Origin of the sequence: Phaeobacter sp. JH20_37 (assembly GCF_048056015.1) — a bacterium.
Lineage (GTDB): Bacteria > Pseudomonadota > Alphaproteobacteria > Rhodobacterales > Rhodobacteraceae > Phaeobacter > Phaeobacter bryozoorum.
Genome location: NZ_JAYMWW010000022.1, coordinates 21,636 through 47,780 on the forward strand (window position 1 = coordinate 21,636; position 26,145 = coordinate 47,780).

The 26,145-nt window shown below is 64.4% G+C and carries 21 protein-coding genes; 9 read left to right on the forward strand and 12 right to left on the reverse strand.

What is annotated here, in order from left to right; genetic code table 11:
* Positions 1-12 precede the first annotated feature (12 nt).
* The 5 genes from VWZ87_RS18280 to VWZ87_RS18300 all read right to left on the reverse strand — a co-directional run bounded on the left by VWZ87_RS18280 (position 13) and on the right by VWZ87_RS18300 (position 6,050).
* The gene (locus VWZ87_RS18280; protein WP_416536567.1) at positions 13-2,229 is read right to left on the reverse strand and encodes an NADP-dependent isocitrate dehydrogenase; all 2,217 of its coding nucleotides are present in this window, start codon (positions 2,227-2,229) and stop codon (positions 13-15) included.
* Between the two features lie 329 nt (positions 2,230-2,558).
* On the reverse strand, positions 2,559-3,407 hold the full coding sequence (locus VWZ87_RS18285; RefSeq protein ID WP_416536568.1) for an ABC transporter permease: 849 nt from the start codon (positions 3,405-3,407) through the stop codon (positions 2,559-2,561).
* Positions 3,400-4,167: an ABC transporter ATP-binding protein gene (locus tag VWZ87_RS18290; RefSeq protein ID WP_340547480.1), complete on the reverse strand. Its 768-nt coding sequence runs from the start codon at positions 4,165-4,167 to the stop codon at positions 3,400-3,402. Before VWZ87_RS18290 ends, VWZ87_RS18285 begins: the two co-directional genes overlap by 8 nt.
* 99 nt (positions 4,168-4,266) lie before the next feature.
* On the reverse strand, positions 4,267-5,286 hold the full coding sequence (locus tag VWZ87_RS18295; RefSeq protein WP_340547479.1) for an ABC transporter substrate-binding protein: 1,020 nt from the start codon (positions 5,284-5,286) through the stop codon (positions 4,267-4,269).
* Positions 5,287-5,384: 98 nt separating this feature from the next.
* Positions 5,385-6,050: a GntR family transcriptional regulator gene (locus VWZ87_RS18300; RefSeq protein ID WP_340547478.1), complete on the reverse strand. Its 666-nt coding sequence runs from the start codon at positions 6,048-6,050 to the stop codon at positions 5,385-5,387.
* Positions 6,051-6,269: 219 nt separating this feature from the next.
* On the opposite strand from VWZ87_RS18300, the gene VWZ87_RS18305 reads away from it, so the two are divergent.
* Positions 6,270-7,403, forward strand: a complete 1,134-nt coding sequence (locus VWZ87_RS18305; protein WP_416536569.1) for a metallophosphoesterase family protein — start codon at positions 6,270-6,272, stop codon at positions 7,401-7,403.
* Positions 7,400-10,018 carry an AAA family ATPase gene (locus VWZ87_RS18310; protein ID WP_416536570.1) on the forward strand — a complete coding sequence of 873 codons (2,619 nt, stop codon included), beginning with the start codon at positions 7,400-7,402 and terminating at the stop codon, positions 10,016-10,018. The genes VWZ87_RS18305 and VWZ87_RS18310 overlap by 4 nt, the downstream gene beginning before the upstream one ends.
* 12 nt (positions 10,019-10,030) lie before the next feature.
* Here the strand turns inward: VWZ87_RS18310 and VWZ87_RS18315 are convergent, their stop codons facing one another.
* On the reverse strand, positions 10,031-10,516 hold the full coding sequence (locus tag VWZ87_RS18315) for an SH3 domain-containing protein (protein ID WP_340547537.1): 486 nt from the start codon (positions 10,514-10,516) through the stop codon (positions 10,031-10,033).
* A gap of 274 nt (positions 10,517-10,790) precedes the next feature.
* Here VWZ87_RS18315 and VWZ87_RS18320 point away from each other — a divergent pair, with 274 nt between their 5' ends.
* From VWZ87_RS18320 to VWZ87_RS18335, 4 genes are all read left to right on the forward strand, one after another.
* Positions 10,791-11,777, forward strand: a complete 987-nt coding sequence (locus VWZ87_RS18320; RefSeq protein ID WP_340547475.1) for a 2-hydroxyacid dehydrogenase — start codon at positions 10,791-10,793, stop codon at positions 11,775-11,777.
* A 240-nt stretch (positions 11,778-12,017) separates the two neighbouring features.
* The gene (ggt, locus tag VWZ87_RS18325; protein ID WP_340547474.1) at positions 12,018-13,820 is read left to right on the forward strand and encodes a gamma-glutamyltransferase; all 1,803 of its coding nucleotides are present in this window, start codon (positions 12,018-12,020) and stop codon (positions 13,818-13,820) included.
* Between the two features lie 193 nt (positions 13,821-14,013).
* Positions 14,014-15,417, forward strand: a complete 1,404-nt coding sequence (locus VWZ87_RS18330) for an FAD-binding oxidoreductase (protein WP_416536571.1) — start codon at positions 14,014-14,016, stop codon at positions 15,415-15,417.
* A gap of 645 nt (positions 15,418-16,062) precedes the next feature.
* A complete protein-coding gene (locus VWZ87_RS18335; RefSeq protein WP_416536572.1) occupies positions 16,063-18,570 on the forward strand; it encodes a GcvT family protein in 2,508 nt (835 codons plus the stop codon).
* Between the two features lie 102 nt (positions 18,571-18,672).
* Here the strand turns inward: VWZ87_RS18335 and VWZ87_RS18340 are convergent, their stop codons facing one another.
* Positions 18,673-19,863, reverse strand: a complete 1,191-nt coding sequence (locus VWZ87_RS18340; protein WP_416547694.1) for a diaminopropionate ammonia-lyase — start codon at positions 19,861-19,863, stop codon at positions 18,673-18,675.
* 98 nt (positions 19,864-19,961) lie between these two features.
* Here VWZ87_RS18340 and VWZ87_RS18345 point away from each other — a divergent pair, with 98 nt between their 5' ends.
* Positions 19,962-20,441, forward strand: a complete 480-nt coding sequence (locus VWZ87_RS18345) for an Lrp/AsnC family transcriptional regulator (RefSeq protein WP_416536574.1) — start codon at positions 19,962-19,964, stop codon at positions 20,439-20,441.
* A 50-nt stretch (positions 20,442-20,491) separates the two neighbouring features.
* On the opposite strand, the gene VWZ87_RS18350 is transcribed toward VWZ87_RS18345, so the two are convergent.
* Genes VWZ87_RS18350 through VWZ87_RS18360 form a run of 3 tightly spaced genes read right to left on the reverse strand, consistent with a single transcriptional unit; the run spans position 20,492 to position 23,198 of the window.
* Complete coding sequence (locus tag VWZ87_RS18350; protein WP_340547469.1) at positions 20,492-21,172, reverse strand: DUF938 domain-containing protein; 681 nt, start codon at positions 21,170-21,172, stop codon at positions 20,492-20,494.
* Complete coding sequence (locus VWZ87_RS18355; RefSeq protein WP_416536576.1) at positions 21,172-22,248, reverse strand: NAD(P)/FAD-dependent oxidoreductase; 1,077 nt, start codon at positions 22,246-22,248, stop codon at positions 21,172-21,174. The genes VWZ87_RS18350 and VWZ87_RS18355 overlap by 1 nt, the downstream gene beginning before the upstream one ends.
* On the reverse strand, positions 22,245-23,198 hold the full coding sequence (locus VWZ87_RS18360) for an aldo/keto reductase (protein WP_416536716.1): 954 nt from the start codon (positions 23,196-23,198) through the stop codon (positions 22,245-22,247). Before VWZ87_RS18360 ends, VWZ87_RS18355 begins: the two co-directional genes overlap by 4 nt.
* Before the next feature lie 141 nt (positions 23,199-23,339).
* Here VWZ87_RS18360 and VWZ87_RS18365 point away from each other — a divergent pair, with 141 nt between their 5' ends.
* Positions 23,340-23,951: a CDP-alcohol phosphatidyltransferase family protein gene (locus tag VWZ87_RS18365; RefSeq protein ID WP_416536577.1), complete on the forward strand. Its 612-nt coding sequence runs from the start codon at positions 23,340-23,342 to the stop codon at positions 23,949-23,951.
* A gap of 133 nt (positions 23,952-24,084) precedes the next feature.
* Here the strand turns inward: VWZ87_RS18365 and VWZ87_RS18370 are convergent, their stop codons facing one another.
* A complete protein-coding gene (locus VWZ87_RS18370; protein ID WP_231739530.1) occupies positions 24,085-24,621 on the reverse strand; it encodes an Lrp/AsnC family transcriptional regulator in 537 nt (178 codons plus the stop codon).
* Here VWZ87_RS18370 and VWZ87_RS18375 point away from each other — a divergent pair.
* Positions 24,620-24,931: a cupin domain-containing protein gene (locus tag VWZ87_RS18375; RefSeq protein ID WP_340547466.1), complete on the forward strand. Its 312-nt coding sequence runs from the start codon at positions 24,620-24,622 to the stop codon at positions 24,929-24,931. The two genes, VWZ87_RS18370 and VWZ87_RS18375, sit on opposite strands and share 2 nt — an antisense overlap.
* Positions 24,932-25,043: 112 nt before the next feature.
* On the opposite strand, the gene VWZ87_RS18380 is transcribed toward VWZ87_RS18375, so the two are convergent.
* The gene (locus tag VWZ87_RS18380) at positions 25,044-26,120 is read right to left on the reverse strand and encodes a BMP family ABC transporter substrate-binding protein (protein ID WP_340547465.1); all 1,077 of its coding nucleotides are present in this window, start codon (positions 26,118-26,120) and stop codon (positions 25,044-25,046) included.
* Positions 26,121-26,145: the final 25 nt, after the last annotated feature.

Genomic DNA, 26,145 nt, shown 5'->3' on the forward strand with positions numbered 1-26,145 from the left:
GCCGATGCGTGATCAGCCGATAATGCCGTTCAGCGCGGCGCTGGGGCGCATGACGGCGGCGGTTTTCACCGGATCGGTGTGGAAATAGCCGCCCAGATCAACCGCCTTGCCCTGAACCTCGGCCAGCTCCGACAGGATCTGCTCTTCCTTGGCCGCCAGCTCTGCGGCGATGGGCGCGAAATGCGCGGCCAGTTCGGCGTCATCCCCCTGTGCGGCCAGCGCTTCGGCCCAGTAGCGGGCAAACCAGTAGTGGCTGGCGCGGTTGTCCGGCTCACCCACCTTGCGCGAGGGCGAGCGGTTGTGATCCAGAATGCCCTGCGTCGCCGCCTCGGCAGCGGCACCCAGCACGCCAGCCTTGGCGTTGCCCTTGCTGTCGGCGAGGAAGTTCAGCGATTCACCCAGAGCACAGAATTCGCCCATCGAGTCCCAGCGCAGGTGGTTTTCCTCAACCAGCTGCTGCACGTGCTTGGGCGCAGAGCCGCCGGCCCCGGTTTCAAACAACCCGCCACCGTTCATCAGCTTCACAATCGACAGCATCTTGGCCGAGGTGCCCAGCTCCAGGATCGGGAACAGGTCGGTCAGATAGTCGCGCAGCACGTTGCCGGTGATGGCGATGCTGTCCTTGCCTGCGGTGATGGTTTCAAGGCTCTGGCGGGTGGCTTCGCGCGGCGCCATGATCTGGAACTTATCGGCCACGCCAGCTGCGTTCAGCACGGGCTGCACGTATTTGATCAGCTCGGCGTCATGGGCGCGGTTGGCGTCCAGCCAGAAAATCGCCTCGGAACCGGTCAGCCGCTGACGGTCCATCGCCAGCTGGATCCAGTTTTCGATCGGGGCCTTTTTCACGGTGCAGGCGCGCCAGATATCACCGGCCTCGACCTCGTGCGAATGCAGCGTCTCGCCATTTGCCAGCACGATACGGATGGTGCCATCTGCGGCCGCTTCGAAGGTGGTCGGGTGCGAGCCGTATTCCTCAGCCTTCTGCGCCATCAGACCGACGTTGGCGACGGAGCCTGCGGTGGTCACGTCGAGCGCACCATTGGCTTTGAAGAAATTGATGCTCTCGTCATAGACGGTGGAATAGCAGCGGTCGGGGATCACGCAGTTGGTGTCGCCCTTGTTGCCCGCTTCGTCCCAGCCCTTGCCGCCGGCACGGATCACCGCAGGCATGGAGGCGTCAATGATCACATCGGAGGGCACATGCAGGTTGGTGATGCCCTTGTCGCTGTCCACCATATACATGGACGGACGGTCCAGCGCGGCGATCTCTGCCTTGATCGCATCGCCATTGGGCAGGCCGTCGATGGTTGCCAGAACCGCACCAAGGCCCGAGTTCGCCGAGCCGCCAGCCGCTTCGATTTCAGCGCCGAATTTGTCCCAGACCGGGCCCAGCCATGCCTTCACCGCGTGGCCAAAGATGATCGGGTCGGAGACCTTCATCATGGTGGCTTTCATGTGCAGCGAGAACATGGTGCCATCGGATTTGGTGTCTTCAATCGCATCCGTCAGGAAGGAAGACAGCGCCTTGGCCGACATGAAGGTTGCATCGGCAACGGTGCCCTCTTCCAGCGGCCAGCTGTCCTTCAGCACGGTAACGGCTCCGTCCTTGCCGACAAACTCGATCTTCGCGGTCCCGGCCTGCGCGGCGGAAATGGTGGCGGAGACTTCGTTGGCGTAGAAATCATTGCCCGGCATCGAGGAGACTTTGGTCTTGCTGTCAGCAGACCATTTGCCCATCGAATGCGGGTTGTTCTGGGCAAAGTTCTTCACCGCGCGGGCGGCGCGACGGTCCGAGTTGCCTTCGCGCAGCACCGGGTTCACAGCCGAGCCCTTGATGGTGTCATAGCGCGCGCGGATCTCTTTTTGCGCATCGGTCACCGGGTCCGCCGGATAGTCGGGGATGTCGAACCCCTGCGCTTGCAACTCGGCAATCGCGGCGGTCAGCTGCGGCACCGAGGCCGAGATATTCGGCAGCTTGATGACATTGGCTTCGGGGGTCTTCACCAGCTCGCCCAGTTCGGCCAGATCGTTGCTCTGACGCTGGGTGTCGCTCAGCGCTTCGGGGAAGGTCGCAAGGATGCGGCCCGCCAGCGAAATGTCCTTGGTCCCGACGGAGACGCCCGCCGCATTCGCAAAGCTGCGGATGATCGGCAACAGAGAGGCGCTGGCCAGCTCGGGGGCTTCGTCTACGATGGTATACAAAATGTCGGGGGTCGAATTTTCTGCCATATTCCACAACCTTTTTTCAGCGATATCGGAAACTTGGGTGAGCGGTCGGCGCTGCACCTGATGGACGGGGTGCTGCTGCCCGGTGAGGATGCGGCGGGCGGTCATCTTGGGTCAGAACTGGTCTGACAGACCGGCAGCCCGCAAGGACAACAGCCATTCATATGGCCCCCGTGTAAATCAGGTCGCGCGCGGGTGCAATTGCCGGCATGGGCTTTGTGAGGCGCAGATTGCCGCGCTTTTGAGATTATTGGCGCGTTTTGGCGCCATTGGCCTCGATTCTATGCGATTGCGACAGGCAGGGGCGGGTCACATGCGCGACTCGGTCGCGCTCAGCTGCGCCAGCGCAGCAGGTGGCGTTCGATCAGCCCGATCAGGCTGCTGACCAGCACCCCCAGCACCGACAGGATTGCCACACCGGCAAACAGCCGCTCCAGATCATAGAGCGACCCGGCCTCCAGAATATACGCACCAATGCCATGCTCCGCCCCCAGCATTTCAGCGGCCACCAGCAGGATGATGGCAATCGCCAGGCTGATGCGCAGGCCGGACAGGATACCGGGCATCGCCCCCGGCAGCACGATCTTGCGGACAATCGACAGCCACGACAGGTTGAAACTCTGCCCCATGCGGATCAGCGAGCGGTCGACATTGTCCACCGCGCCATAGGTGGCCACGACGGTGGGCGTAAAGGTGCCAAAGGCGATCAGCGCATATTTGGACCCTTCATCAATGCCGAACCAGATCACAAACAGCGGCAAAAGTGCGATCTTCGGGATCGGAAATAGCGCCGCCACCAAGGGCACCAGCCCCGCGCGCACATAGGAAAACAGCCCGATCATCAGCCCGACGCCAATACCGACGCTGGCGCCAAGGGCCGCGCCAACCACCAGCCGTGACAGCGAGACACTGACGTGGGTCCACAGCAGGCCCGATGCATAGAGTTCCTGCAACGTCGCCAGCACATCGCTGGGGCGCGGCAGGGTGAGGTTGGAAATCCAGCCCTGACGGGTGCCAAGTTCGGCCAGAAGCAACAGCAGCACAAAGACCAGCCCGCCCACCCAGCGCCCGCCGCGAGGGGCAAAGCCGCCGCCGCGAAACTGGACCGGGCGGATCGTCGGTGTTGCGGGGGTGCCCGCCGTCTTGCCGGGTTGCGCCCCGGCCAATTGGGTGTCAGACATTCATCAGCTCCGCATCCGCCGCCCGCGCCTCGTCACGCATCAGCTGCCACAGGTATTTCTGTTTCTGTTCAAGCTCAGCATCGCCAAACTCGCGCTCGGCCAGCGGCGTGTCCAGTTCCACGATCTCGCGGATCTGGCCGGGACGGCGGGACAAGACCACGATGGCATGACCCAGCCGCACCGCTTCGGCCAGATTATGGGTCACATAGACGGCGGTGAAGGGCGTGCGCGTCCACAGCGCGACCAGATCATCCATCAGCAGTTCGCGGGTCTGGCTGTCCAGCGCCGACAGCGGCTCATCCATCAGCATCACTGCCGGGTTCACGGCAAGCGCCCGTGCTATTGCCACCCGCTGTTTCATCCCGCCCGACAGCTGCTTGGGCAGCGCCTCGGCAAAATCACTCAGCTTGGTGCGCGCCAGAACATCGTCAATGATCCGTGCCGCTGCCGCGCCGCGAATGCCGTGATCCTCCAGCACTAGGCTGATATTGCCCCGGACCGTGCGCCAGGGCAGCAGGGCAAAATCCTGAAACACATAAGTCAGCGGATTAAGACTGCCCTCAGGCGGCTGCCCCACCTGCAGGACCTCGCCTTGGCTAGGGCGTTCCAACCCGCCGATGAACCGCAGGAGGGTGGATTTGCCACAGCCGGAGGGGCCGACGATACAGACGATCTTGCCGCTGGGGAACTCCAGCGTGATGTCCCGTAGGACCGGGATGTCGTCATAGGCATGGCCCACCCCGGACAGGCGAATATCCATAGTCTTGCTCCACGCATGAGAGGGCCGGGGCAGGCCGCCCCGGCGCTGGTGCCGGTCTGGGTCACCGGCACAGTCAGTTGTGCGTCACCGGTCCGGTGATCAGCCGATGGTGTCGACGTAGCTGGAGTCGATGATCGTCTCCAGCGTGATATCCGCATCCACCAGCTTTTCGGCCTGGAACCATGCCAGCTGATCCGCCAGCGATCTGGTGTTCATCGCCGCCCCTTCGTTCAGACGCATGGTGCCATTGATGATCGACTTGGCGGCTTTCTCGCGGGGGCGATCTGCGTAGACATATTTGTGGATCAGATCGACCATCTGGTCGACGCCTGCATCACCGCTGGCCCGGTCGATCATGGTGGCGTTGTAATCGGAGACACCGCGGCTGTAGGCGCTCAGGAAATCGCGGGTCATCTGCTGCTCACCGCTGGCATTGCTGGCCGAGGTGAACACCGTCGTCACCTGATAGTCGGGCAGATAGTCCGCCACATCACCGATGATATGCACAGCGCCCGATCCTGCCAGCGGCTTGGCGATATGAGGCACGATCGACCAGGCATCAATCTGCCCTGATTTCAGCGCGCCGATGATCGCACCGACCTTTTGCAGCGGCTTGAAGGACAGCGAGACACCTTCCTTCTGCGCCATCCGCGACCCCATATAGTGGAACGAGGAACCGGCGGTGGTCATGCCAAAGCTCTTGCCGTCCAGCGCCGCCGGGCTGGTGATCCCGGCCTGATAGGCGGCGTCGGAGACCAGAATCTTCTGCCCGTCGATACCCGGCTCCTCCGACAAGGCGCCACCGATCACCTTGATTGCACCGCGATCGGCCAGCGAGATCAGCCCGCCCGACATCGCGGTGATCGCATAATCCACATCGCCCGAGGCAATCGCCACCGACATCGGCGAGGCCGCCTGGAAAAACCGCAGCTCCACGTCAAGGCCCGCATCAGCGAAATATCCGCGCTCCTGCGCGATGAAGCTGGCTGAATGGCTGGTAAAGCGCAGCGCCCCCAGCACGATCTTGCGATTGCTTGCCAGCGCCGGTGTCGCCAGCCCCGCAGCTGCGGCAGCACCGCCAAGTGCTGCAAGCGTGCGGCGGCGTGTCCAATTGGTCATCTCTCAAATCCTCCCTCTTATGTTGGTGTCCCATCGGGTCCGTCAGGCCCGCTGATATCTAGTCTCGGTTTCCGGCGCACGTTGACCGCAGCCCGTTGTTAGCCGCCCATATCGCCGGTCACATAGATCTCCAGCGCCGCAATGGCGGCCTCGGTATTGCGGGCCAGCACAGCCTCGACCAGCACCTGCTGCTGTCGCGCGCGGGTGGCGAAATCGAGCCGCCCCTCGCGCAGTTGCGCCAGTCGGAACCGGCGGGACTGATCGTAGAATTTCAGCTGCATATCCGACAGCCGGGGCGATTGCGCGGCCTCCACCAGCACCGCGGCAAAGTTCCGGCAGGCCATGTCCCAATCCAGCGCCAGCGCGTCATTGGCCTCCTCAACCAGCGCTTCCTCGGTGCGGCGCAGCGCGTGATGCGCCGCCAGAACCCGGCCCTCCCACTGGACGTTGCCGCGCTCCAGCCCCATCCTCAGGCCCAGCCGTTCCACCTCCAGTCGCATGAACAGAATGTCCCGCAGATCATCCTCGGTCGCCGAGGTGACGCGAAAACCGCGCTGGGCGGTGGCCTCCACCAGCCCCTCGGCGCTGAGCATCCGTAGGGTCTCGCGCATCGAATGGTTGGAGCCGCCATAGCTCTGGCGCAGCGCTTCGATCTTCAGCTTCTGGTCCGGTCGCAGCACGCCAAAGGAAATATCCCGCCGCAGCGCTGCCGCCAGCACGGCGACAACCGTATCTTCCTCCGAGCGGGGGCGCCGACCAAACATGCTTTGATCCCTATTTTGGAAAATCTCCAATATTTTTGCCGGGCGATTGCGGGTCTGTCAATCCTTCTGCCCGCCGCGTGGCTGCCCGACGCCAGCCTGCCGACCGCCCGGCACCTGCCCTGAGCCGGCCGTGCAGACCCGCGTTGACGCCCCGGCGCGGCTCTGTCACTTCTGCACGTCACTCACCTGTGAAGCCCACCATCAGAGGACCCATTCCGCATGACCAGCCTGCGCCTGCTGCACACCTCCGATCTGCACCTGGGCAAACGCTTTGGCCAGTTCGATGAGGAAACCCGCGCCGCGCTGCAACAGGCCCGGCAGGGGATCCTGCCCCGGCTGGCGCAGACGGCGGCAGAGCAGGGCGCGGAACATGTGCTGATTGCGGGGGATCTCTTTGACACCGAAACCCCCTCGGCGCGGGTGATCCGGCAGGCGCTGGCCGCGATGGCCGCCGCCGAGCCGGTGCAGTGGTGGATCATCCCCGGCAATCACGACAGCGGCGCGGCCGAGCCGCTCTGGGCGGAGATGGCGCGCCATGCGCCGGACAATGTCCATCTGCTGATGCAGCCCGACCCGGTCGAGATGGCTCCCGGTGCCACGCTGTTGCCCGCCCCCTGTCAGCATCGTTTTGCCGGTCAGGATCGCACCATCTGGATGGAGAGCGCCGAGACGCCCGAGGGCCACCTGCGCATCGGGCTGGCCCATGGCGCAGTGCTCGATTTCGACCGCGACCAGAACGGTGCCGAGACCATCGCCACCACCCGCGCCAGCAGCGCGCGGCTGGATTATCTGGCGCTTGGCGACTGGCATGGCGATTTTACCCTCAATGCCCATAGCCGCTATCCCGGCACGCCGGAACGGGACCGCTTCAAACATCCGGGCCGCGGCAGCTGCCTGCTGGTGGATCTGCCGGGGCCGGGTCAGCCACCACAGCTGCGCCAGATCGAGATCGGCCAGTACCACTGGCAGGAGCTGGCGCTGGACCTGGCTCCGGGGCAGGATATCACCGCCCTGATCAGGGCCGCGCTGCCCGCCGACCCGCCGGACTGGCCCGACTGTCTGATCCGCCTGCGCGCGCGGGGCTGGGTCACCGCCGATCAGCATATGCAGCTGCGGCGTTTCGTGGCCGAGCAGGCCCCGGCCTTCTGCCATCTCAGCCTCGACGAGGAGGCGCTGCGGATCGAACACCGGGCCGAGGATCTGGACCAGATCGCCACCGCCGGCGCGCTGCGGGTCGCCGCCGAAACCCTGATGGCGGAAAGCCGGAACAGCGCGCTGGCGCAGGACGACCGCGACGTGGCCGCAGCGGCGCTGAACCGGCTTTATGCGGCGGTGCAGGAGGGCGCGGAATGAAGCTGACGGCCCTTCGCCTGACCAATGTGCGCCGCTTTGTCGATCCGGTTGAAATCACCGGCATCGGCCCCGGTCTCAACCTGCTGAGCGCGCCTAATGAGCAGGGTAAATCCACCATCTTCGACGCGCTTCAGGCGCTGTTTTTCAAGGACGCGAAATCCTGGGACAAGGACGTGCGCGCGCTGGCCCCCTATGCGGGCGGCGACCCGGAGGTGGAGGTCGAGCTGACCCATCAGGGCAGCCACTACCGCATCGCCAAGACCTTTACCAAAGCCTCCGGCAAGGGCACCGCGCGGATCTGGCGAGAGGGCGCGCTGCTGCATCAGGCCGATGCCGCCGAGGCCTGGCTGCGCGACCTCATTGCACCGCCAAAGGACGGCCCGGTGGGGATGCTCTGGCTGCGACAGGGGCTGACCGATTTTGCCGATGCCAAGGACACGCTGGAGGCGCGGCGCGATCTGATGTCCTCGCTCAGCGGCGAGGTCGAGGCGGTGACCGGCGGTCAGCAGATGGAGAGCCTGCGCCGCCGCCTGCGCGCCGATCTGGACCGGCTGGTGACCAGTCGCGGTGCCCGCAAGGGCGGCCCGCTGGCCGAGGCCGAGGCCCGCGTGGCGGCGTTGGCTGAACAGCGCGACACTCTGGCAGGGCAGGTCGCGGATCTGCGCCAGCTGCTGGACCAGCGCCAGCTGCTGCGCCGTGAACAGGCCGATCTCTCCGCACCACAGGAAACCGCAGCCCGCCAGTCCCGGCTGAAAGCTGCCGAAGCCGCGCTGGTCGCCGCCAAGCGGCACCGAGAGCAATGCGAACAGGCTCGCCGCGCGCTTGATCTGGCGCTGTCGCGCCGCGACGGGCAGGCGGCGCGGATCGAAACCCAGACGGCGCGCCTCGCGGATCATGCCCGCGCCAGCAAGGCGCTTGCGCAGGCAACGGAGCGGCGGGAGGACGCCGCCCGCACCGCCGAACAGGCCGCCGCACAGTTGAAATCCGCCGAACTCGCCGCCGCCAAGGCGCGCGATGCCGTTGCCGCAATCCGCAAATCCATCGCCGCCGCCCTGCGCGCCGAGGCTGCGCAGCAGGCTCAATTGCGCCGTGCCGAGCTGACCGAGCGTCTGGCCCAGTTCGATGCGCTAGAGGCAGATCTGGTAGGCGATCGCCAGCTGGCCAAGGAGGCTGTCACAGCCGCCGCGATGGCCCGGCTGGAAGATCTGGCACAGTCGGTTGCTCTGGCCCGCCACGCCCGCGCCGCCTCCGCTGCCGCACTCAGTGTTGCCTATCTGCCCGGCGCCGAGGCGCGGCTGAGCCTTGACGGTGAACCGCTGCACGAGGGGGCAGAGGTGGCCCTGCCCGATGGCGGCAGGCTGGAGATCCCGGGCCTTGCCACCGTGACCCTGCATCCCGCGCGCGGCAGCGATAGTGGCGCATTGTCCGAGGCCGAAACCGCCCTGGCGCGGGCTCTGGCCGACCAGGGTTTTGAAACGCTGGAACAGGCCCGCAGGGCGCATCATGCCCGCAGTGCCGCAACGGCCCACCTGAAAGAGGGCGAGGCCACCCAGCGGGCGCTCGCGCCGGAGGGGCGCGAAGCGCTGGTCGCGGCGATCGCAGCCTTGCCGGTTGGGTCGGATGGGCAGGCCGATGCGGAGGGCGAGGCCCTGCCGGACCGGGCCGACCTGGACGCGGCGCAGGCCGGGGCTGAGGCTGGCGAACTGGCCGCAGATGCCACACTTGCACAGCGCCGCACCGAAGAGGCCGCCGCTCAGAAAGAGGCCCATGGCGCGCTGGCCCATGCCGAGGCTGCCGAGGCCGAGCTGGCCCGCGCCACCGTGGCGCTGGGAGATGCCGAGGCGACCACGGCAGAGCTGGCAACCCTCCGCTCCGGGCTGCCCGCGCTGGAGCAGGCCGTGGCCGAGGCCCGCGCCGAAGAGGCCCGCCTGACCGCCGAGGCCCCGGATCTGGAACAGGCTCAGGCGGCCTGCCAGCGTGCCCGTTCGGTGGTCGAGACGGCGCAGGCGCGCCTGCAGGCGCTGGCGCGCGATCTGGCGGTTCTGGACGCGCGTGTCAGCGCCCATGCCAGCCATGCGGTGGAGGAAGAACTGGCCGAGGTCACCGATCAACTGGCGGTTGCCGAAACCACGCTGGCGGCACTGCATTTCGAAGTGGCCACCCTGCGCCGTCTGGATCAGGCGCTGGAAGCCGCGCAAGCAGGCGCGCAGGCGCAATATCTGGGGCCGTTGATGGCCGAGCTGACGCCGCTGATGCGTAGGCTTTGGCCGGAGGCACAGGTGCAGGTTGATGCCGACAGCGTGCTGCCCAGCCAGCTGGCGCGCGGCGCCGCAGAGGAGCAGCTGACCCAGCTCTCCGGTGGCACACAGGAACAATTGGCGCTGATGGTGCGGCTGGCCTTTGCCCGGCTCCTGGCGAAATCCGGGCGCGGCATCCCGGTCATTCTGGATGATGCGCTGGCCTATACCGACGATGCCCGCATCGAGGCGCTGTTTGACGCGCTGACGCTACAGGCCAATGATCTGCAAATTCTGGTGTTTTCCTGCCGTCAGAAGAGCTTTCGCGAACTGGGCGGCACCAGCCTTGCGATCCGCCCCGCCGACCGCCGCGACTGAGGGGCTGATGGCTCAGTCGCGCAGCTCATCCGGGGCCACCCCCCACAGCTTTTCCTTGGGCGCCCAGCCGCGATAGCCACCGGCGGAGATTGAACACCAGCTGATGTCGCATTTGCCCAGCCGCGCCACCACACCCAGCTCAAAGGCGGCGGTCACAGGGGCGTTGGGATCCGGGCGGGCATGGACCGTCAGCATGTCCTCTTCGATCAGCACGGTGCGTGACCCTGACAGCAGCGCATAATGAACCCAGCCGCCGGCCCCGTCGCGATCACGCACGCGGCGCCAGTGCCCGTATTCGGCGGTGATCTCCAGCGGCATCCCGCGCCGCTTGAACACCCAGTCGATCTTATGCGTCAGCGACGGACCCCGGCGCACGTTGCCCTCGGCAGCTTTCATCGACACGAACCGGGGCAGGGGCAGGTTGGTCACCGGCCCGCGTTCGTCACGGGCATGGCCGGGGGCAGGGGCCACCGCACCGGTCACGCCAATCAGGATCATGCCGACCACGGCCAGCCGGGACCGCAGATATGATGCCGAAATTTTCACTGCCTGCTCGCTTCTTATTGTCGCTGCCTGTTACCTGCCTGACCAATCCAAAAGCGCTGCGTTTTTTTGCCGACCTGCCCCTGATCTGATGTCCGGGTGCCGATCATCTGGAAAAAGAAAGCCGCGTCAGAGAGGCCGGAGGGCGGGATGGGTTCTTGTGCCTGCCCGCGTCCTGCGCCACGATGCCATGAGGCCAGAGAGATTGCAAAGCCGAGGGAGAGCAGCAGTGGCAAGAGAACGTCTGAGTGTTGTCGTTACGCGACGGTTGCCGGAGCCGGTCGAAACCCGGTTGAGCGAATTGTTCGATGTGCGTCTGCGCGAGGACGACACGCCGATGACCCGCGCCGAGCTGGCCACCGCGATGAAGGACGCCGATGTGCTGGTTCCAACCGTGACCGACACCATAGATGCCGCCTTGCTGGCGCAGGCCGGTGAGCGTCTGAAACTGATCGCCAACTATGGCGCGGGGGTCGATCACATTGATGTGGCCACTGCGCGCCAGCGGGGAGTTCTGGTGTCCAACACACCCGGCGTGCTGACCGATGATACCGCCGATATGGCAATGGCGCTGATCATGGCGGTGACCCGCCGAATCCCCGAAGGGCTTGCGATCATGCAGAAAGGCGACTGGCAGGGCTGGTCGCCCACAGCCCTGCTCGGCGGGCGGCTGGCCGGGCGGCGTCTGGGCATTCTGGGCATGGGCAGCATCGGGCAGGCGGTGGCCAAACGGGCCGCGGCCTTTGGTATGCAGGTCCATTACCACAACCGCCGACGCCTGCGCCCGGAGATCGAAGAGCGCTTTGAAGCCACCTATTGGGAGAGCCTCGATCAGATGGTGGCCCGCATGGACGTGCTGTCGATCAACTGCCCCTCGACGCCCTCGACCTTTCATCTGATGAACGCACGGCGGCTGAAACTGATGAAGCCCGATGCGGTGATCGTGAACACCTCGCGCGGGGAAGTGATCGACGAACACGCGCTGACCCGTATGTTGCGCTCCGGTGAAATCGCCGGCGCCGGTCTCGACGTCTATGAACATGGCACTGACATCAACCCGCGATTGCGCGAGTTGGAAAACGTCGTGCTGCTGCCGCATATGGGCTCCGCCACGCTTGAGGGACGTCTGGAGATGGGCGAGAAAGTTCTGCTGAATATCAAGACATTTGAGGACGGCCACCGACCACCAGATCAGGTTGTCCCCTCCATGCTGTAGGGGTCTTATGAAGGAAATATGCCCACCTTTAACGATCTGGGTGGATTAACTTCCTTAATGAGGTTCAATTATTAGAATAGTGTTCCGGTTTGTATTTTAGATTCGGAATATTATCCTCATGTCAATATGTCGCGGACGCACAGGCATCTGTGCGCCGATGGCGGTATCTCAGCATTGCCGGGTTGCTCTGTGAAATGCCAGCATGCGCAGAAGATCACCACAGACGAGAGGAGAGGGACGATGAAACGAACACTGATTGCAGGGGTTTGGATCACGACGTTGGGCGCTGCCCTGCCGCTTATGGCACAGGAAGCGGCGGATGCCGTGGCGCCAGAGGGCGCGGCAGAAACCGCCGATGCCGGCTTTGCGGCCATCAGCGCCGATGTCGCCGCCGCCCTTGAGGCCAAATCCGCAGGCACCCCGGTCGAATCCGAGAACTGGATGATTGCCGCTGCCAACCCCCATGCGGTGGCTGCCGGTGCCGAGGTGCTGCGCGCAGGCGGCACCGCTGCCGATGCTATGGTTGCGGTGCAGACCGTGCTGGGGCTGGTTGAGCCGCAATCCTCCGGTCTGGGCGGTGGCGCGTTCCTGGTCTGGTATGATGCGGCCAGCGGCGAGGTCACGACATTGGACGGGCGCGAAACCGCGCCACTGGCAGCGACGCCGACCCTGTTTCAGGACGACGCGGGCGAGCCGCTGAAATTCTACGATGCCGTGGTCGGGGGCCGGTCCGTGGGCACACCGGGCACGCCTGCCTTGCTGGAGGCGGCGCATCGTCGCTGGGGCCGTGCCGCCTGGCCGGGCCTGTTCACCGCCGCGATTGATCTGGCCGAAGAGGGCTTTGCCGTCTCCCCCCGGCTGGCCGGCCTGATCGAAAATGACGCCGACCGGCTGTCGCGCTGGTCGGATACCGCCGATTACTTCCTGCCCGGCGGCACGCCGCTGGCGGTGGGCAGCACGCTGAAGAACCCGGCCTATGCCGATACCCTGCGCCGCCTCGCGGATGAGGGCGCGCGCGGTTTCTACACCGGCCCGGTGGCCGAGGCGATCACCAATGCGGTGCGCAACGCCGAGGGCAACCCCGGCGTGCTGTCGGCGATGGATCTGGCACTCTATCAGGTAAAGGAGCGGCCCGCCGTCTGCGTCACCTACCGCGCGTTCGAAGCCTGCGGCATGGGGCCGCCGTCATCCGGGGCGCTGACCGTCGGGCAGATCCTCGGCATGTTGGGCAACTATGACCTGGCGGAACTGGGCGCCGATAACCCGCAGTCCTGGCGCCTGATCGGCGATGCCTCGCGCCTCGCCTTTGCCGACCGCGGCCGCTACATGGCCGACAGCGATTACGTGCCGGTGCCCACGCAGGGTCTGGTGGCGCCGGATTACCTCGCGACCCGCGCAACCCTGCTTGAGGGCGATGCCGCCCTGCCGGCGGTGAACGCAGGCGCGCCGGAGTTCGATCACGCGCTGCTGCTGGCCGATGATGAGTCGATTGAGCTGCCCTCGACCTCCCATATCTCCATCGTCGACCAGTATGGCAATGTTCTGTCGATGACCACGACCATTGAAAACGGCTTTGGCTCGCGGCTGATGGCGGCTGGGTTCCTGCTGAATAACGAGCTCACCGATTTCTCCTTCCGCACCCACAGCGACGGCGTGCCGATTGCCAACCGGCTGGAACCGGGCAAGCGCCCACGCTCCTCGATGGCGCCCACCATCGTGCTGAAGGACGGCAAGCCCGCTCTGGCCATCGGCTCCCCCGGCGGCAGCCGCATCATCGGCTATGTCGCCAAGACCATCGTCGCCTGGGCGGATTGGGGCATGGATGTGCAGCAGGCCGTGGCACTGCCCCATGCGGTGAACCGCTTTGGCACCTATGATGTCGAGGCCGGCACCAGCGCCGAGGAGATGGCCCAGCCGCTGATGGATATGGGGTTTGAGGTCAACGCCCGCGATCTGACCTCCGGCCTGCATGCCATCGAGATCGGTGACGGGCTGAAAGGCGGCGCAGATCCGCGCCGCGAAGGCATCGCGCTGGGGGGCTGATCGGCTCTCCGGGCCTCAGCTCAGGGCCGCACACTGCGCGCCCGCTCCGGACACCGGGGCGGGCGTTGTCTTTTGCGGATAATCCCGCACCTACCCTGTTCTGGGTATTGTCCGGGCCCGCGCGCCGACCTTAGGTTGACAGGTGACAGGTCCGGGCGTCAGCCCCGGCCGCTGAACGGGGGGAGACTGAACCATGGTGCAAGCCACAAGACTGCCGCGCAACGACGCCGGGATTGCCGCCGTCATTGACGCGTTGAAGGCGCGCTTTGGCACACAGCTGCAGACCGGGCAGGCGATCCGCGAACAGCACGGCCACACCACCACCTGGATCAGCAATCAGGCGCCGGATGCGGTCATCTTTCCCACCTCCACCGCCGAGGTGGCCGAGATCGTAAAGATCTGCGCGGACCACGGCGTACCGGTCATCCCCTATGGCACCGGCACCTCGCTTGAGGGGCATGTAAACGCCCCCGCCGGGGGCATCTGCATCGACATGATGCGGATGGATCAGATCCTTGCTGTCCATGCCGAGGATCTGGATGTGGTGGTGCAGCCCGGCGTCACCCGCGAACAGCTCAACACCTATCTGCGCGATCAGGGCCTGTTCTTTCCCATTGATCCCGGCGCCAATGCCTCGCTCGGCGGTATGGCCGCAACGCGCGCCTCGGGCACCAACGCAGTGCGCTATGGCACCATGAAGGACAATGTGCTGGCGCTTGAGGCGGTGATGGCCGACGGCGGGGTGATCCGCACCGCTCAGCGCGCCAGGAAATCCTCGGCCGGCTATGACATGACACGGCTTCTGGTTGGCTCCGAAGGCACGCTGGGTCTGATCACCGAACTCACCCTGCGTCTGCAGGGCATCCCGGAGGCGATCCGCTCGGCCCGCTGCGCCTTTCGCAGCGTCGATGATGCCTGTCGTGCGGTGATGATGACCATCCAATACGGCATTCCCGTCGCCCGCATCGAACTGCTGGATGCGCTCAGCGTGCAGGCGGCCAATGCCTATTCCGGTCTCGACCTGCCGGAAATGCCGCTGCTGTTGCTGGAATTCCACGGCTCCGAGGCCGGTGTGGTTGAGCAGAGCGACATGTTTGCCTCCATCGCCGAGGAGTACGGCGGTTTTGACATCGCGGCCACCTCAACGGCGGAGGACCGCAGCAAGCTCTGGCAGGCGCGCCACGATATGTACTGGGCCTGCCTGCAGCTGCGCCCCGGTGCCAAGGGGATCTCCACCGATGTCTGCGTGCCAATCTCGAAACTGGCGGAATGTGTCAGCGCTGCGGGCTCAAAGGCCGAGGAGATGGGGCTTCTGGCACCGATGGTGGGCCATGTCGGCGACGGCAATTTCCACGCGCTGTTGCTGATAGATATGGACAGCGCAGAAGAACGCGAAAAAGCCGATGCCTATGTGGGCTGGCTCAATGAGCTGGCGATCTCGATGGAGGGCACCTGCACCGGCGAACATGGCATCGGACAGGGCAAACGCCCCTATCTGACGCAGGAACTGGGCGAGACCACCCGCTATATGGCTGCGATCAAGGCGGCGCTGGACCCGGAAAATATCCTCAATCCCGGCAAGATACTGGAGATCTGAGGACCGCCCGCCGCCGCCACCGCGCCGGGCTGGCGGCGGAATTTGAGTATTTGGAGAAAGGTGACGGGATGGACCTCGCTCTGTCACCTTTCCTGAAATACTCACGGCGCTGCCCTCGCAGGGGCAGAAGTTGGCCCGTTGCGAAGCCGCCGCACGGTCGGCTTACCTTTGCTCAATGGCGCAATGGCAGGATCTGTACTGATCGCGATCACCGCCGGGCCTGACACCCCCGGCACCATGGAACAGGGCCCATTGGCATGGGCACGCACAGACGACGTTTTGCGTGCGGGGCAGAGTGCTCCGTCCCGCCTCCGCTTCTGGCGGCGCCGCCACTTGTTATTGCTCTTTGTTCTGGCCGGATATCACCACCGACCAAACAGCCGCAGCAGAGAACAAGAAAAGGACACTCCGGCAGGGCAATATGCCCCGACCGGACCATATCCATGCGCATCGCGGCCTGTGCAAACCCAAAGAGGCAAATCGCGGCCATGACCGCGAAAACCGACAGGGGGTGGGCAGAAACCTGCATTCAGGGCGATGCTAGGTCGGTTTTGTTATGTTTTGGGTCGGATGGATTTGGCGCGGAATTTGCAGGCGGGGCATAACTCCCTGCAAACGAGTCATCATTTTCCGGAGAGCGGGCCCATGAAAACCCAAGTCAAAGCATTGGTCGTCGGCGGTGGTGCCGTCGGGACATCCATTGCCTATCACCTCGCCAAGGCAGGCTGGGACGATGTCATGCTGATCGAGCGGGATGAGCTGACCTCCGGCTCGACCTGGCACGCAGCCGGCCTGCTGCCGCTGTTCAACATGTCCTATGCGACCACTCACATCCACAAGTACTCGGTCGATTTCTACAAGACCCTGGAAGAGGAAACCGGCCTGAACGCGGGTTTCGCCGTGGTGGGCAACCTGCGCATGGCGCAGACCCAGGAGCGCATGGACGAATACATGCTCTATGCCTCTACCGCAGAGACCTGTGACGTGGCCTATGAGTGGCTGACCCCGGATCAGATCAAGGAGCGCTGGCCGCTGATCGAGACCGGCGACCTGAAAGGTGCGATCTACCACACCGAAGACGGCTACATTAACCCGGCAGACGTGACCCAGGCGATGGCCAAGGGCGCCCGTCAGCGCGGCGTTGAGATCCACCGCAAGCTGCAGGCCGATGCCTTCCACTGGACCGGCACCCACTGGGAAGTCACCTGCACCAAGATGATCGAAAAAGGCGGCAACCTGGTGGAGAGCGACGAGCAGGTCGTGATCACCGCCGAGCATGTCGTGACTGCCTCCGGCAACCACGCGCAGCGCACCGCCAAGATGCTGGGCATCAAGATGCCTGCGATCCCGGTCGAGCACACCTTCATCGTCATGGACAAGGACCCCGAGCTGGTCAAATGGCGCGAAGCCGGCAACCCGGAGCACCCGGTGATCCGCGACGCCGACAATGAATCCTACGCCCGCGAAGAGCGCGGCGGCTGGATCCTTGGCATCTATGAGCACGGCGCGCCCGCGCGCTTTGAGCATGGCGTGCCCGACAGCTTCCGCGCCGACCTGTTCCCGCTGGATCTGGACCGGATTGCCGACCAGTATATGGCGATGGCGGAACGCGTGCCCTCCTGCGCCGAAAGCGGCCTGAAGGACGATTTCAACGGCCCGATCTGCTACACTCCCGACGGCAACCCGCTGGTTGGTCCGGCACCGGGCCTGCGCAACATGTGGCTGGCAGAAGGCTTCTCCTTCGGCATCACCGCCGCAGGCGGCACCGGCTACTACCTGGCGCAGATGATGGTCGACGGCGAGGCCGAGATCGACATGGCGTCGCTCGACCCGAAACGCTACTCCTCCAACTGGATGACCACCGAGTTCGCCGCGCGCAAGAACGAAGAGTGCTATGAGCACGTCTACATTCTGCACCACCCGGATGAAGAGCGCCCGGCAGCCCGCCCGCTGCGCACCGCGCCCGCATATGAGCGCCAGAAAGCGCGCGGCGCACAGTTCGGCTGGGTCAACGGCTGGGAACGCCCGAACTACTTCGGTCCGCTGGACGCACCCGACAATTTCGACGAGGAAAGCCGCTCTTTCCGTCGTGGCAAATGGTGGCAGCACGCTGTGGACGAAGCCAAGGCCATCCGCGAAGGCGTTGGTCTGGTGGATGCAACCGCCTTTACCAAGCATGTCGTCAAAGGCCCCGGTGCGACCCAGTTCCTCGACTGGTTCACCTGCAACAAGCTGCCGAAGATCGGCCGCATCAACCTGACCTATGCGCTGACAGCTTTCGGCACCACCCGCACCGAATACACCATCGTGCGCAACGGCGAGAACAACTACTATCTGGTCTCCGCCGGCGCCTGGTCCGAGTATGACGCCGACTTCCTGCGTAAGGCGGCTGAGGACAAGATGGAGGAGTTCGGCTACATCGAGATCCAGGACGTGACCACCCAGTGGGGCGTCTTCGCCATCGCAGGCCCCAAGTCGCGCGATGTGCTGAAAGAGGTGATCGTCGACGCCGATCCGGAAACCGCGCTCTCCAACAAGCGCTTCCCCTGGCTGTCGGCCCGTCAGATCGAACTGGGCATGTGTCCCGTGAATGCGATCCGCGTGGCCTACACCGGTGAGCTGGGCTGGGAGCTGCATCACCCGATCGAGATGCAGAACTACCTGTTCGACCTCTTGGAGAAGGCGGGCGAGAAGCATGGCATGAAGCTGGTCGGCGCGCGCGCCCAGAACTGGCTGCGGCAGGAAAAATCCTACCGTGCCTTCGGCAACGAGCTGGGCCGTGACGCGACCCCGCTGGAAGCCGACCTGCCGCGCTTTGTCGATCTGGAGAAGGACTTCCACGGCAAGGACAAGCTGGTCGAGACCGGCGTCCGCGTGAAATGCTGCACCCTGCTGATCGACGGGCCGGAAGATGCCGATCCCTGGGGCCGTGAGGCACTTTATGCTGAAGACGGCACCCGTGTGGGCCGCCTGACCTCCGGCGGTTATTCGGTGGCCTTCGAGAAATCCATCGGCATGGGCTACGTAAAGCCTGAGCACGCGGTGGAAGGCACCAAGCTGAAGGTGAAGATCCAGGACAAGTTGTGGGATGCGGTTGTCACCTGCGACAGCCCCTATGATCCAAAGAACGAAACCATCCGCATGAATGGCTAAGGTCTGACGGAAGAGATGAGAAAGCCCCGGCCATTGTGCCGGGGCTTTTTTTCATGTGTACCGGACCCAACAGCGCGATCCTGACACCGCTGACAAACCCCGTCAGATACGTCCCTCCATGATCGCCTTGACCACAGTTGGATCGGTGACTCCTTCGGAGCCGATGATCACAACACGTGACGCAGCATCCAGCTTCAGCTCATCACGCAGGTCGTGGTCCAGCGCACCGCACATCAACCCGATAAGACCGGCAACCGCGCTTTCGCCAGCGTCGATGCCGGGATCGCCACATGCTCCACCTGCGAGCAATCGGACGGCTGGGGCGACCAGGCTTTCGGGAATGGTCATGAAACTATCGACGGACTCGCCCAGAACCTCCCAGGCAATCTGCGAAGGCTCGCCGCAGGACAATCCTGCCATCAGCGTTTCCGAGGTGATCGCAACAGCGGTCGCCGCATTGGCCTTGCCGCTGGCAAACAGACAGGGCGCCAGTTCCGGCTCGACAATGATGCTGCGTGGAGCGGCATTGCCCCATTCCTGATGGAAAACCGCAATCACCGATGCAGCCAGCCCGCCAACGCCGCCCTGAAGGAACACATGGGTTGGCGGTTCAGGCAGGTCTCTCACGATTTCCCGCGCCATCACACCGTAGCCGGCCATGACATCCAGCGGTGGCTGCCTATAACCGGGCCAGGAGGTGTCCGACACAATTTTCCAGCCGTGTTTCTCGGCATCAATACGGGTCTGCGCAACCGTTGCATCATAGTCGCCATCGACGCGAATAACCTCGGCTCCCAGCGCCTGCATCGCTTCGGCGCGAAAGGGGCTCACTTCGGCATGGATGTAAATTCGGCACGTCGCGCCAAACCGCTGCGCGCCCCAGGCCACCGACCGGCCGTGATTGCCATCGGTTGCCGAAATCACGGTGATCTCCGAAATCTGATCTGCGAAACTGCCGCTGTGCAGGTCTTCGACGGTGATGGCCCGGCCCGTGGTCTCTGACAGCTCGCGCTGAAGCACGCGCAGAACAGCATAGGCCCCACCCAAGGCTTTGAAACTGCCCAGACCGAACCTCGGTCCTTCGTGTTTGTAGTGGATCGCCTGAATGCCCAGCCTGTCCGCAAGGCTGGTCAAATTTGGCATCGGGGTCGGCTGGTAGCCGTCCCAGGTGCCGATTTCGCGGGCAGCCTCGTCAAATCCGCGACGTGGCAGAGCGTCCTGAACCTTCGGCCCCAACCTTGGTTGGGTGGTAAAGACATCTGGTTTGGTGGTTCTGAATATGTCTAGCATCATACGATCCTTTTTTGCGCCTGCGCAAAAATACGTCGCTTTACATGGGTTATGGCTTCGGAATCATGGACCGCCGTGCAAAAATTGCGCACAGATATGGCATGGGAAAAGAAAATTTATCACAGGGGCCGGATTCCTATGATCTGGCGATCCTGCGGATCCTGCAACAGGACTGCACCAAGCCACAGCGTCAGATCGGCGAGATGGTCAATCTGTCGACCGCATCGGTCCAGCGGCGTATCCGGCGCATGGAGGCGGATGGTGTGATTTCGACCCAGGCCGCCCAGATCGAGCCGAAGACGGTCGGCCTGCCGCTGACCATTCTTGTGGAGGTCGAACTGAGGGCCGAGACAGCGGGCCGGATCGACGATATCAAGCGCAGCTTCCAAGACGCTCCGGAAATCCAGCAATGCTACTATGTCACCGGCGAAGTGGATTTCATCCTTGTGGTGATCGTTGGGGACATGTCGGAATATGAAGCGCTGACGCAACGGCTGTTTTTTCCGAATGACAATATTCGGAAGTTCCGCACCTTTGTCACTATGGACCGCACCAAGTCGACGATGCAGCTAAATATCTGACCGGTGCCTGACGTGGCGCAGGGCCGACGCGGTCACCTATGTGCCAGCTCTCACCTCGATTGACGTATCGCCACCAGCGCCAGATTGTTGGCGGGCATCTCGATCACCTGGCGCATCTCCAGCCCGCTGTCTTGCAGCCAGTCCATCACGTCGAAATCATCCTTGTAACCGACCTCCGGGTCATGGGCGGTCAGCTTGGCGTGAAAGCCGCGGTCGCCCTCGCTGGTCAGCTCACCGCCGCGCATGAACGGGCCGTAGATCAGGAAGTGCCCGCCCGCCGCCAGATGGCGCGCGGCCTCGCGGATCAGGGTCTGGGCCTCGGGCGTACTGATCAGATGCAGCAGATTGCACAGCACGATCAGATCAAAGCGGCCCAGCCCGTCGGGCCAGGGGGCTTCGGTGGCATCGAGCTGGATCGCCGTCGCGATATTGCGACAGCCGCTGTCACCGGTATAGGCATTGATGCTGGTCAGGCGTGCCGGGTTCACATCGCTGGGCTGCCAGTCCAGATGCGCGCAGCGGCCGGCAAAGCCGACCACATGCTGCCCGGTGCCGCTGGCAATTTCCAGCGCGCGGGGGCGAGGGCCATCCGCACTGTCGGGTTGCGGGGCAATCCGGGCCAGAAGATCCGCGATCGGCTCCAGATTGCGCGCCGCCGACGGAGCAAAGAGTTTTGCCCCTGCATCCGGCAGCGTGACGGAGGCCTCTCCGGGCACCGTGCGCACAACCATCAGCGCAGCCTTTCCGGGCTGAGCGCGGCCACGTTCGTGGCGTCGATGTCCGGTGTCTGCCCGGTGACCAGATCGGCAATCAGCCGCCCGGCGGCGGGGGAGCTCTGCACGCCATAGCCGCCCTGACCTGCACACCAGACAAAACTGGCCACCGCCGGATCCGGCCCCAGCACCGGCACGCCATCGGCTACAAAACTGCGCAGGCCGGCCCAGTTGTGCTCAACTCGGGTGACCGGGGTTGTCACCATCTCCTCATAGCGGGCCAGCCCCTCGGCAAGCACCATGTCATCGGCATAGGCATCCTGCGGCGGCACCGGATCGGCGTCAGCGGGCGAGACCAGCAGCTTGCCGGCATCGGGTTTGGCATACCAGCTCTCACCGACGCCCATGATCATTGGCCAGGTGGTGACATCGTGGCCACCGGGCGCGGGCAGCCGCGCCATGGAGCGGCGCTTGGGTTGCAATCCGATGGGCGCGATCCCGGCCATCTGCGCCAGCTCATCCGCCCAGGCCCCGGCCGCATTGATAATCGTTGTGGCGGTGATCACATCGTCACCGCAGCTCACCTGCCAGCCCGCGGTGCTGCGGTCCAGACCGGTGACAGCGGCGCGGGTGCGGATGTCACCCCCATGGGCGCGCAGCTCTCTGGCAAAGCCCTGCAACAACAGGTCCGCATCCAGATCCTGCGCCGCATCATGGCTGGCCGCAAATTTGACCTGCTCGGGATCAAGCACCGGCACCATCTGGCAGGCCGCCGCAACCGAAATCTGCGTCAGATCCAGCTCGGCGCAATCGGCCTCGAAACGCGCGGCCTGATCGGCGCGCCCGACCAGCAGCAGCCCGCGCGGGTTGAGACAGCCATGGGCGCGGTGGTGGGCCTCACTGGCCCGGCTCAGCGCCTGTACCGGCGCGGGGCCGTAATTGGCCTCAAACATCGCCGCAGAGCGCCCGGAGGAGTGATAGCCAAGCGCCTCTTCCCGCTCCAGCACCAGAACACGCCCCCGTGGCGCAAGGGCGGCGGCGGCGCTCAGACCGGCAAGCCCGCCGCCGATGATCAGATAGTCGACCGCTGTCATTGCTGTTCCTCCAGCCGGTCTGTTGCGGGCGCCGGACGCGGTGACAGCGCCGACATGCGGGCGTAGAGGTCCGGCGTCATCTCGATCTCCAGCGCCGCCAGCGACGGGCGCAGCTGTGCGAGTGACCGGGCCGAGATAATGGGGGTCACATTGCGCCCATAGGCGGCGGCCCAGGCCACGGCGAGGCTGGCCGGATCAACCTCCAGTTCGGCGGCAAGATCGGCCAGGGCACGGGCGCTCTCCTGCATCCAGGGCTGACCATAGCGTTCGGCGTAACGCGGATCCTCGTCCAGCCGCCCCCGGCTGTGACCCGCCTGCTGGGCACGGCTGTATTTGCCCGTCAGCATCCCGCCGCCCAGTGGCGAATAGGGGGCCACATGCAGGCCCTGATCAGCGCACATCGGCAGGATCTCCACCTCGACCTGACGCTTCAGCAGCGAATACATCGGTTGCAGGATGGCGGGTCGCAGGTCGAATTCCTGCCCGATCATGATCGCCTTCATCACCTGCCAGGCGGCAAAGTTCGACAGCCCCAGATAGCGGATCTGCCCGGCGTTGCGCAGCTCGGCCAGGCAGGCAAGGGTCTCGCGCAGGTCCGTCTCTTCGTCGTAGCGGTGCAGGTAGAGGATATCGACCATGTCCTGCCCCAGACGCGCGCGCGACTGATCGAGCTGGCGCCGGATATTGTCAGGGCCTGCGCCGCCGGTATAGGCGACCTTGGTGGCGATCAGCAGGCTGTCACGGTCTTCCCGGATCAGCTGGCCCAGCAGCGCCTCGCTACGGCCCTCGGTATAGACCCAGGCGGTGTCGAAATGGGTCACCCCCGCAGCGCGGCAGGCCTGGTACATTTCGGCCGACTGGGCAGCATCGGCGCGGCCGCCAAATTGCATGGTGCCAAAGGCAAGGGGGCTTGCGGGGGTGCCGTCGAGGCTGATCAGTTCGGTGCTCATGCGGCGGAGGGTGGCACGCATCTGCGGCAATCAAAAGCGCAAAATATCGGCGCGGGGCATAAAGAGATCTGCGCGAGACACCGGCTCTGCCCTATCATAATCGTGAGTGGCAAAGCCCCGGTGCGCAGGGTAGGGGAGAGTATGTTCGATTCAAAAATTCGCCCGCTGATCGACCCGATGCTGAATGCCCAGGGGCAGGTCATCGCGCGCGCGGGCATCAGTGCCAATCAGGTGACGCTTCTTGGGCTGGCGCTGGGGCTGCTGGCGGCCGGGATGATCGCCTGTTCGCTCTTTGCGCTGGCGCTGCTGCCGCTGCTTCTGTCGCGGCTGGCCGATGGTCTGGACGGCGCGGTGGCACGCGCCAGCGAGCCAAGCGATTTTGGCGGCTATCTCGATATCACCTGCGATTTCCTGTTCTACGGTGCGGTCCCCCTTGCCTTTGTGCTGGCGGATCCTGCGCAGAATGGCGTGGCCGGGGCGTTCTTGCTGATGACCTTCTATGTGAATGGCACCAGTTTCCTCGGCTATGCGGTGCTGGCGGAGAAACACAAGATGACAAGCACGGCGCGCGGGGTCAAAACGCTTTATTTCACCGGCGGTCTGCTGGAGGGGGCGGAGACGATCGGTTTTTTCGTGCTCTTGTGCCTGCTGCCTGCGTGGTTTGCACCGATGGCCTGGGTGTTTGGCGCGCTCTGTCTGGTGACCGCCACCTCCCGCGTGCTCCTGGCGCTGCGGGTGTTTCGCCGCGACTAAAGGGCAGCGCCGCTGCCGGGGCGGTTTGAGTATTTATGGAAAGATGACGGGCAGGGCCGCGCGCGCTTTGAGGTTCGGCCCATGAACGGACGCGGGAGCGGACCCGAGATCTGCGGCCGGCATCTGCGCGGGGTTATCGGAGGGTGCGCAGCACCACGTTCGAGTTCGAACCGGCAATCCAGTCGCTGGCCCCGATCCTGTCATTGAGCGCCGTCAGCGCGGCGACATCCGGCACGGCACATCTGACGATGGCGTCGATCTCACCGGACAGAGACAGCACCTCCTGCACGCCCTCGAGCGAGGCCATCCAGGTCAGCGCATCGGTGCATGGGCGGACCGCAATTCTGACGAAGAGGACCGCCCGGATCAGGTCGTCCTGAGGCTCTGATAGCTGAACCCGATATCCGCTGATCACGCCACGTGTCTCAAGCTTCGACAGCCGGTCCTGAACCGCGGTCCGGGACAGGCCGATCTGGCGCCCGATTTCGGCAGCGCTGGTGCGGGCGTTCCGTTCCAGAACCGCCAATATCCGTTTGTCCGTCCGATCCACGTTGAATTCCCCGATTGGCAGGCTGATCACGTCGGACCGCAAGTATCCGATCCGTTGCCGCAGCCTTAACATCGCAGTTGAGATGAACCACATCAACCACAGCAGCCGGGGGTAGGGCATGAAGAAGATCACCGCAACGGCGTTTACGGGCGAAAAGGCCTGGGACGCGCTGGATATCGAACGCATAAGCGATGCAACCGTGCGGCTGCATTGGACCGACGCGCCGTATAAATGGCATGTCAACGATGGCCCTGAGGTCTTTGTCGTGCTGGACGGAGAGGTCGACATGCATGTTCGCATCGACGGGGCCGAGCGTATCCTGCGCCTGCTGCCGGGTGACATCTTTCATGCCGAGAGCGGCGATGAACATGTGGCGCATCCCGACGGGCCGGTGCGGGCGCTTGTCATTGAAACGGCGGGCAGCATCTAGACGGCGGCATTTGCCCTGCGGTCGCGCGAGAGGAACAGCGACGGCCGCTATGAAAAAGGCCCGCCGGACTGGCGGGCCTTTCTGCTGCGGGTCATCTGAAGGCGGTGGCCGCTTATTGCGGAATGTCGCCTTCCAGGCCTTCGACGTAGAAGTTCATGCCGGCCAGGGTGCCGTCATCGGCGGTCTCGCCTTCGGCCAGCCAGTCGGAGCCGTCCTGCTTTTTGATCGGGCCGGTGAAGGCGTGGTAGGAGCCATCGGCCAGCGCGGCTTTCAGCTCCAGTGCGGAGGCTTTCACATCAGCGGGAACCGCATCGGAGATTTCACCGATGCCAACCATGCCGGCGCCAATACCGTCCCAGGTGTCGCTGCTTGTCCAGGTGCCGTCGATCACGGCCTTGGTGCGGGCGATGTAATAGGGTGCCCAATTGTCGATGATCGAGGAGACGCGCGGCTTGGGCCCGTATTCGGCCATATCAGACGCCTGACCAAAGGTGATCACATTGCCTGCGGCCTGTGCGGCGGCCTGCGGTGCGGTGGAATCGGTGTGCTGCAGGATCACGTCAGCCCCCTGTTCGATCAGCACCTTGGCGGCATCAGCCTCTTTTGCGGGATCAAACCAGGTGAAGGCCCAGACGATCTTGAACTGGACGTCAGGGTTCACCTTCTTGGCGTGCAGATAGGCCGAGTTGATGCCGCGGATCACTTCGGGGATCGGGTAGGAGCCGATGTAGCCGATGATGTTCGACTCCGTCATATGGCCGGCAATGTGGCCCTGAACCGCGCGCCCCTCGTAGAAGCGGGCGGAGTAGGTCGAGACGTTGTCGGCGCGCTTGTAGCCGGTGGCGTGCTCGAACTTCACGTTCGGGAATTTCTTGGCGACGTTGATGGTGGGATCCATGTAGCCAAAGGAGGTGGTGAAGATGAGATCCGCACCTTCCAGCGCCATCTGGGTCATCACGCGCTCGGCATCGGGGCCTTCTGCGACGTTCTCGACATAGACGGTTTCGACCTTGTCGCCGAATTCCGCAACCACGGCCTTGCGGCCCTGATCGTGTTCATAGGTCCAGCCACCGTCACCGACAGGGCCGACATAGACAAAGCCCACTTTGGTCTTGTCCTCGGCCAAGGCCGCACCGGTGGCCAGGCCAAGCGCCACGGCGGCGCTGGTCAGAAGGTTGGTCAGTTTCATCAGGTTCTCCCCAGTTGCATCTATT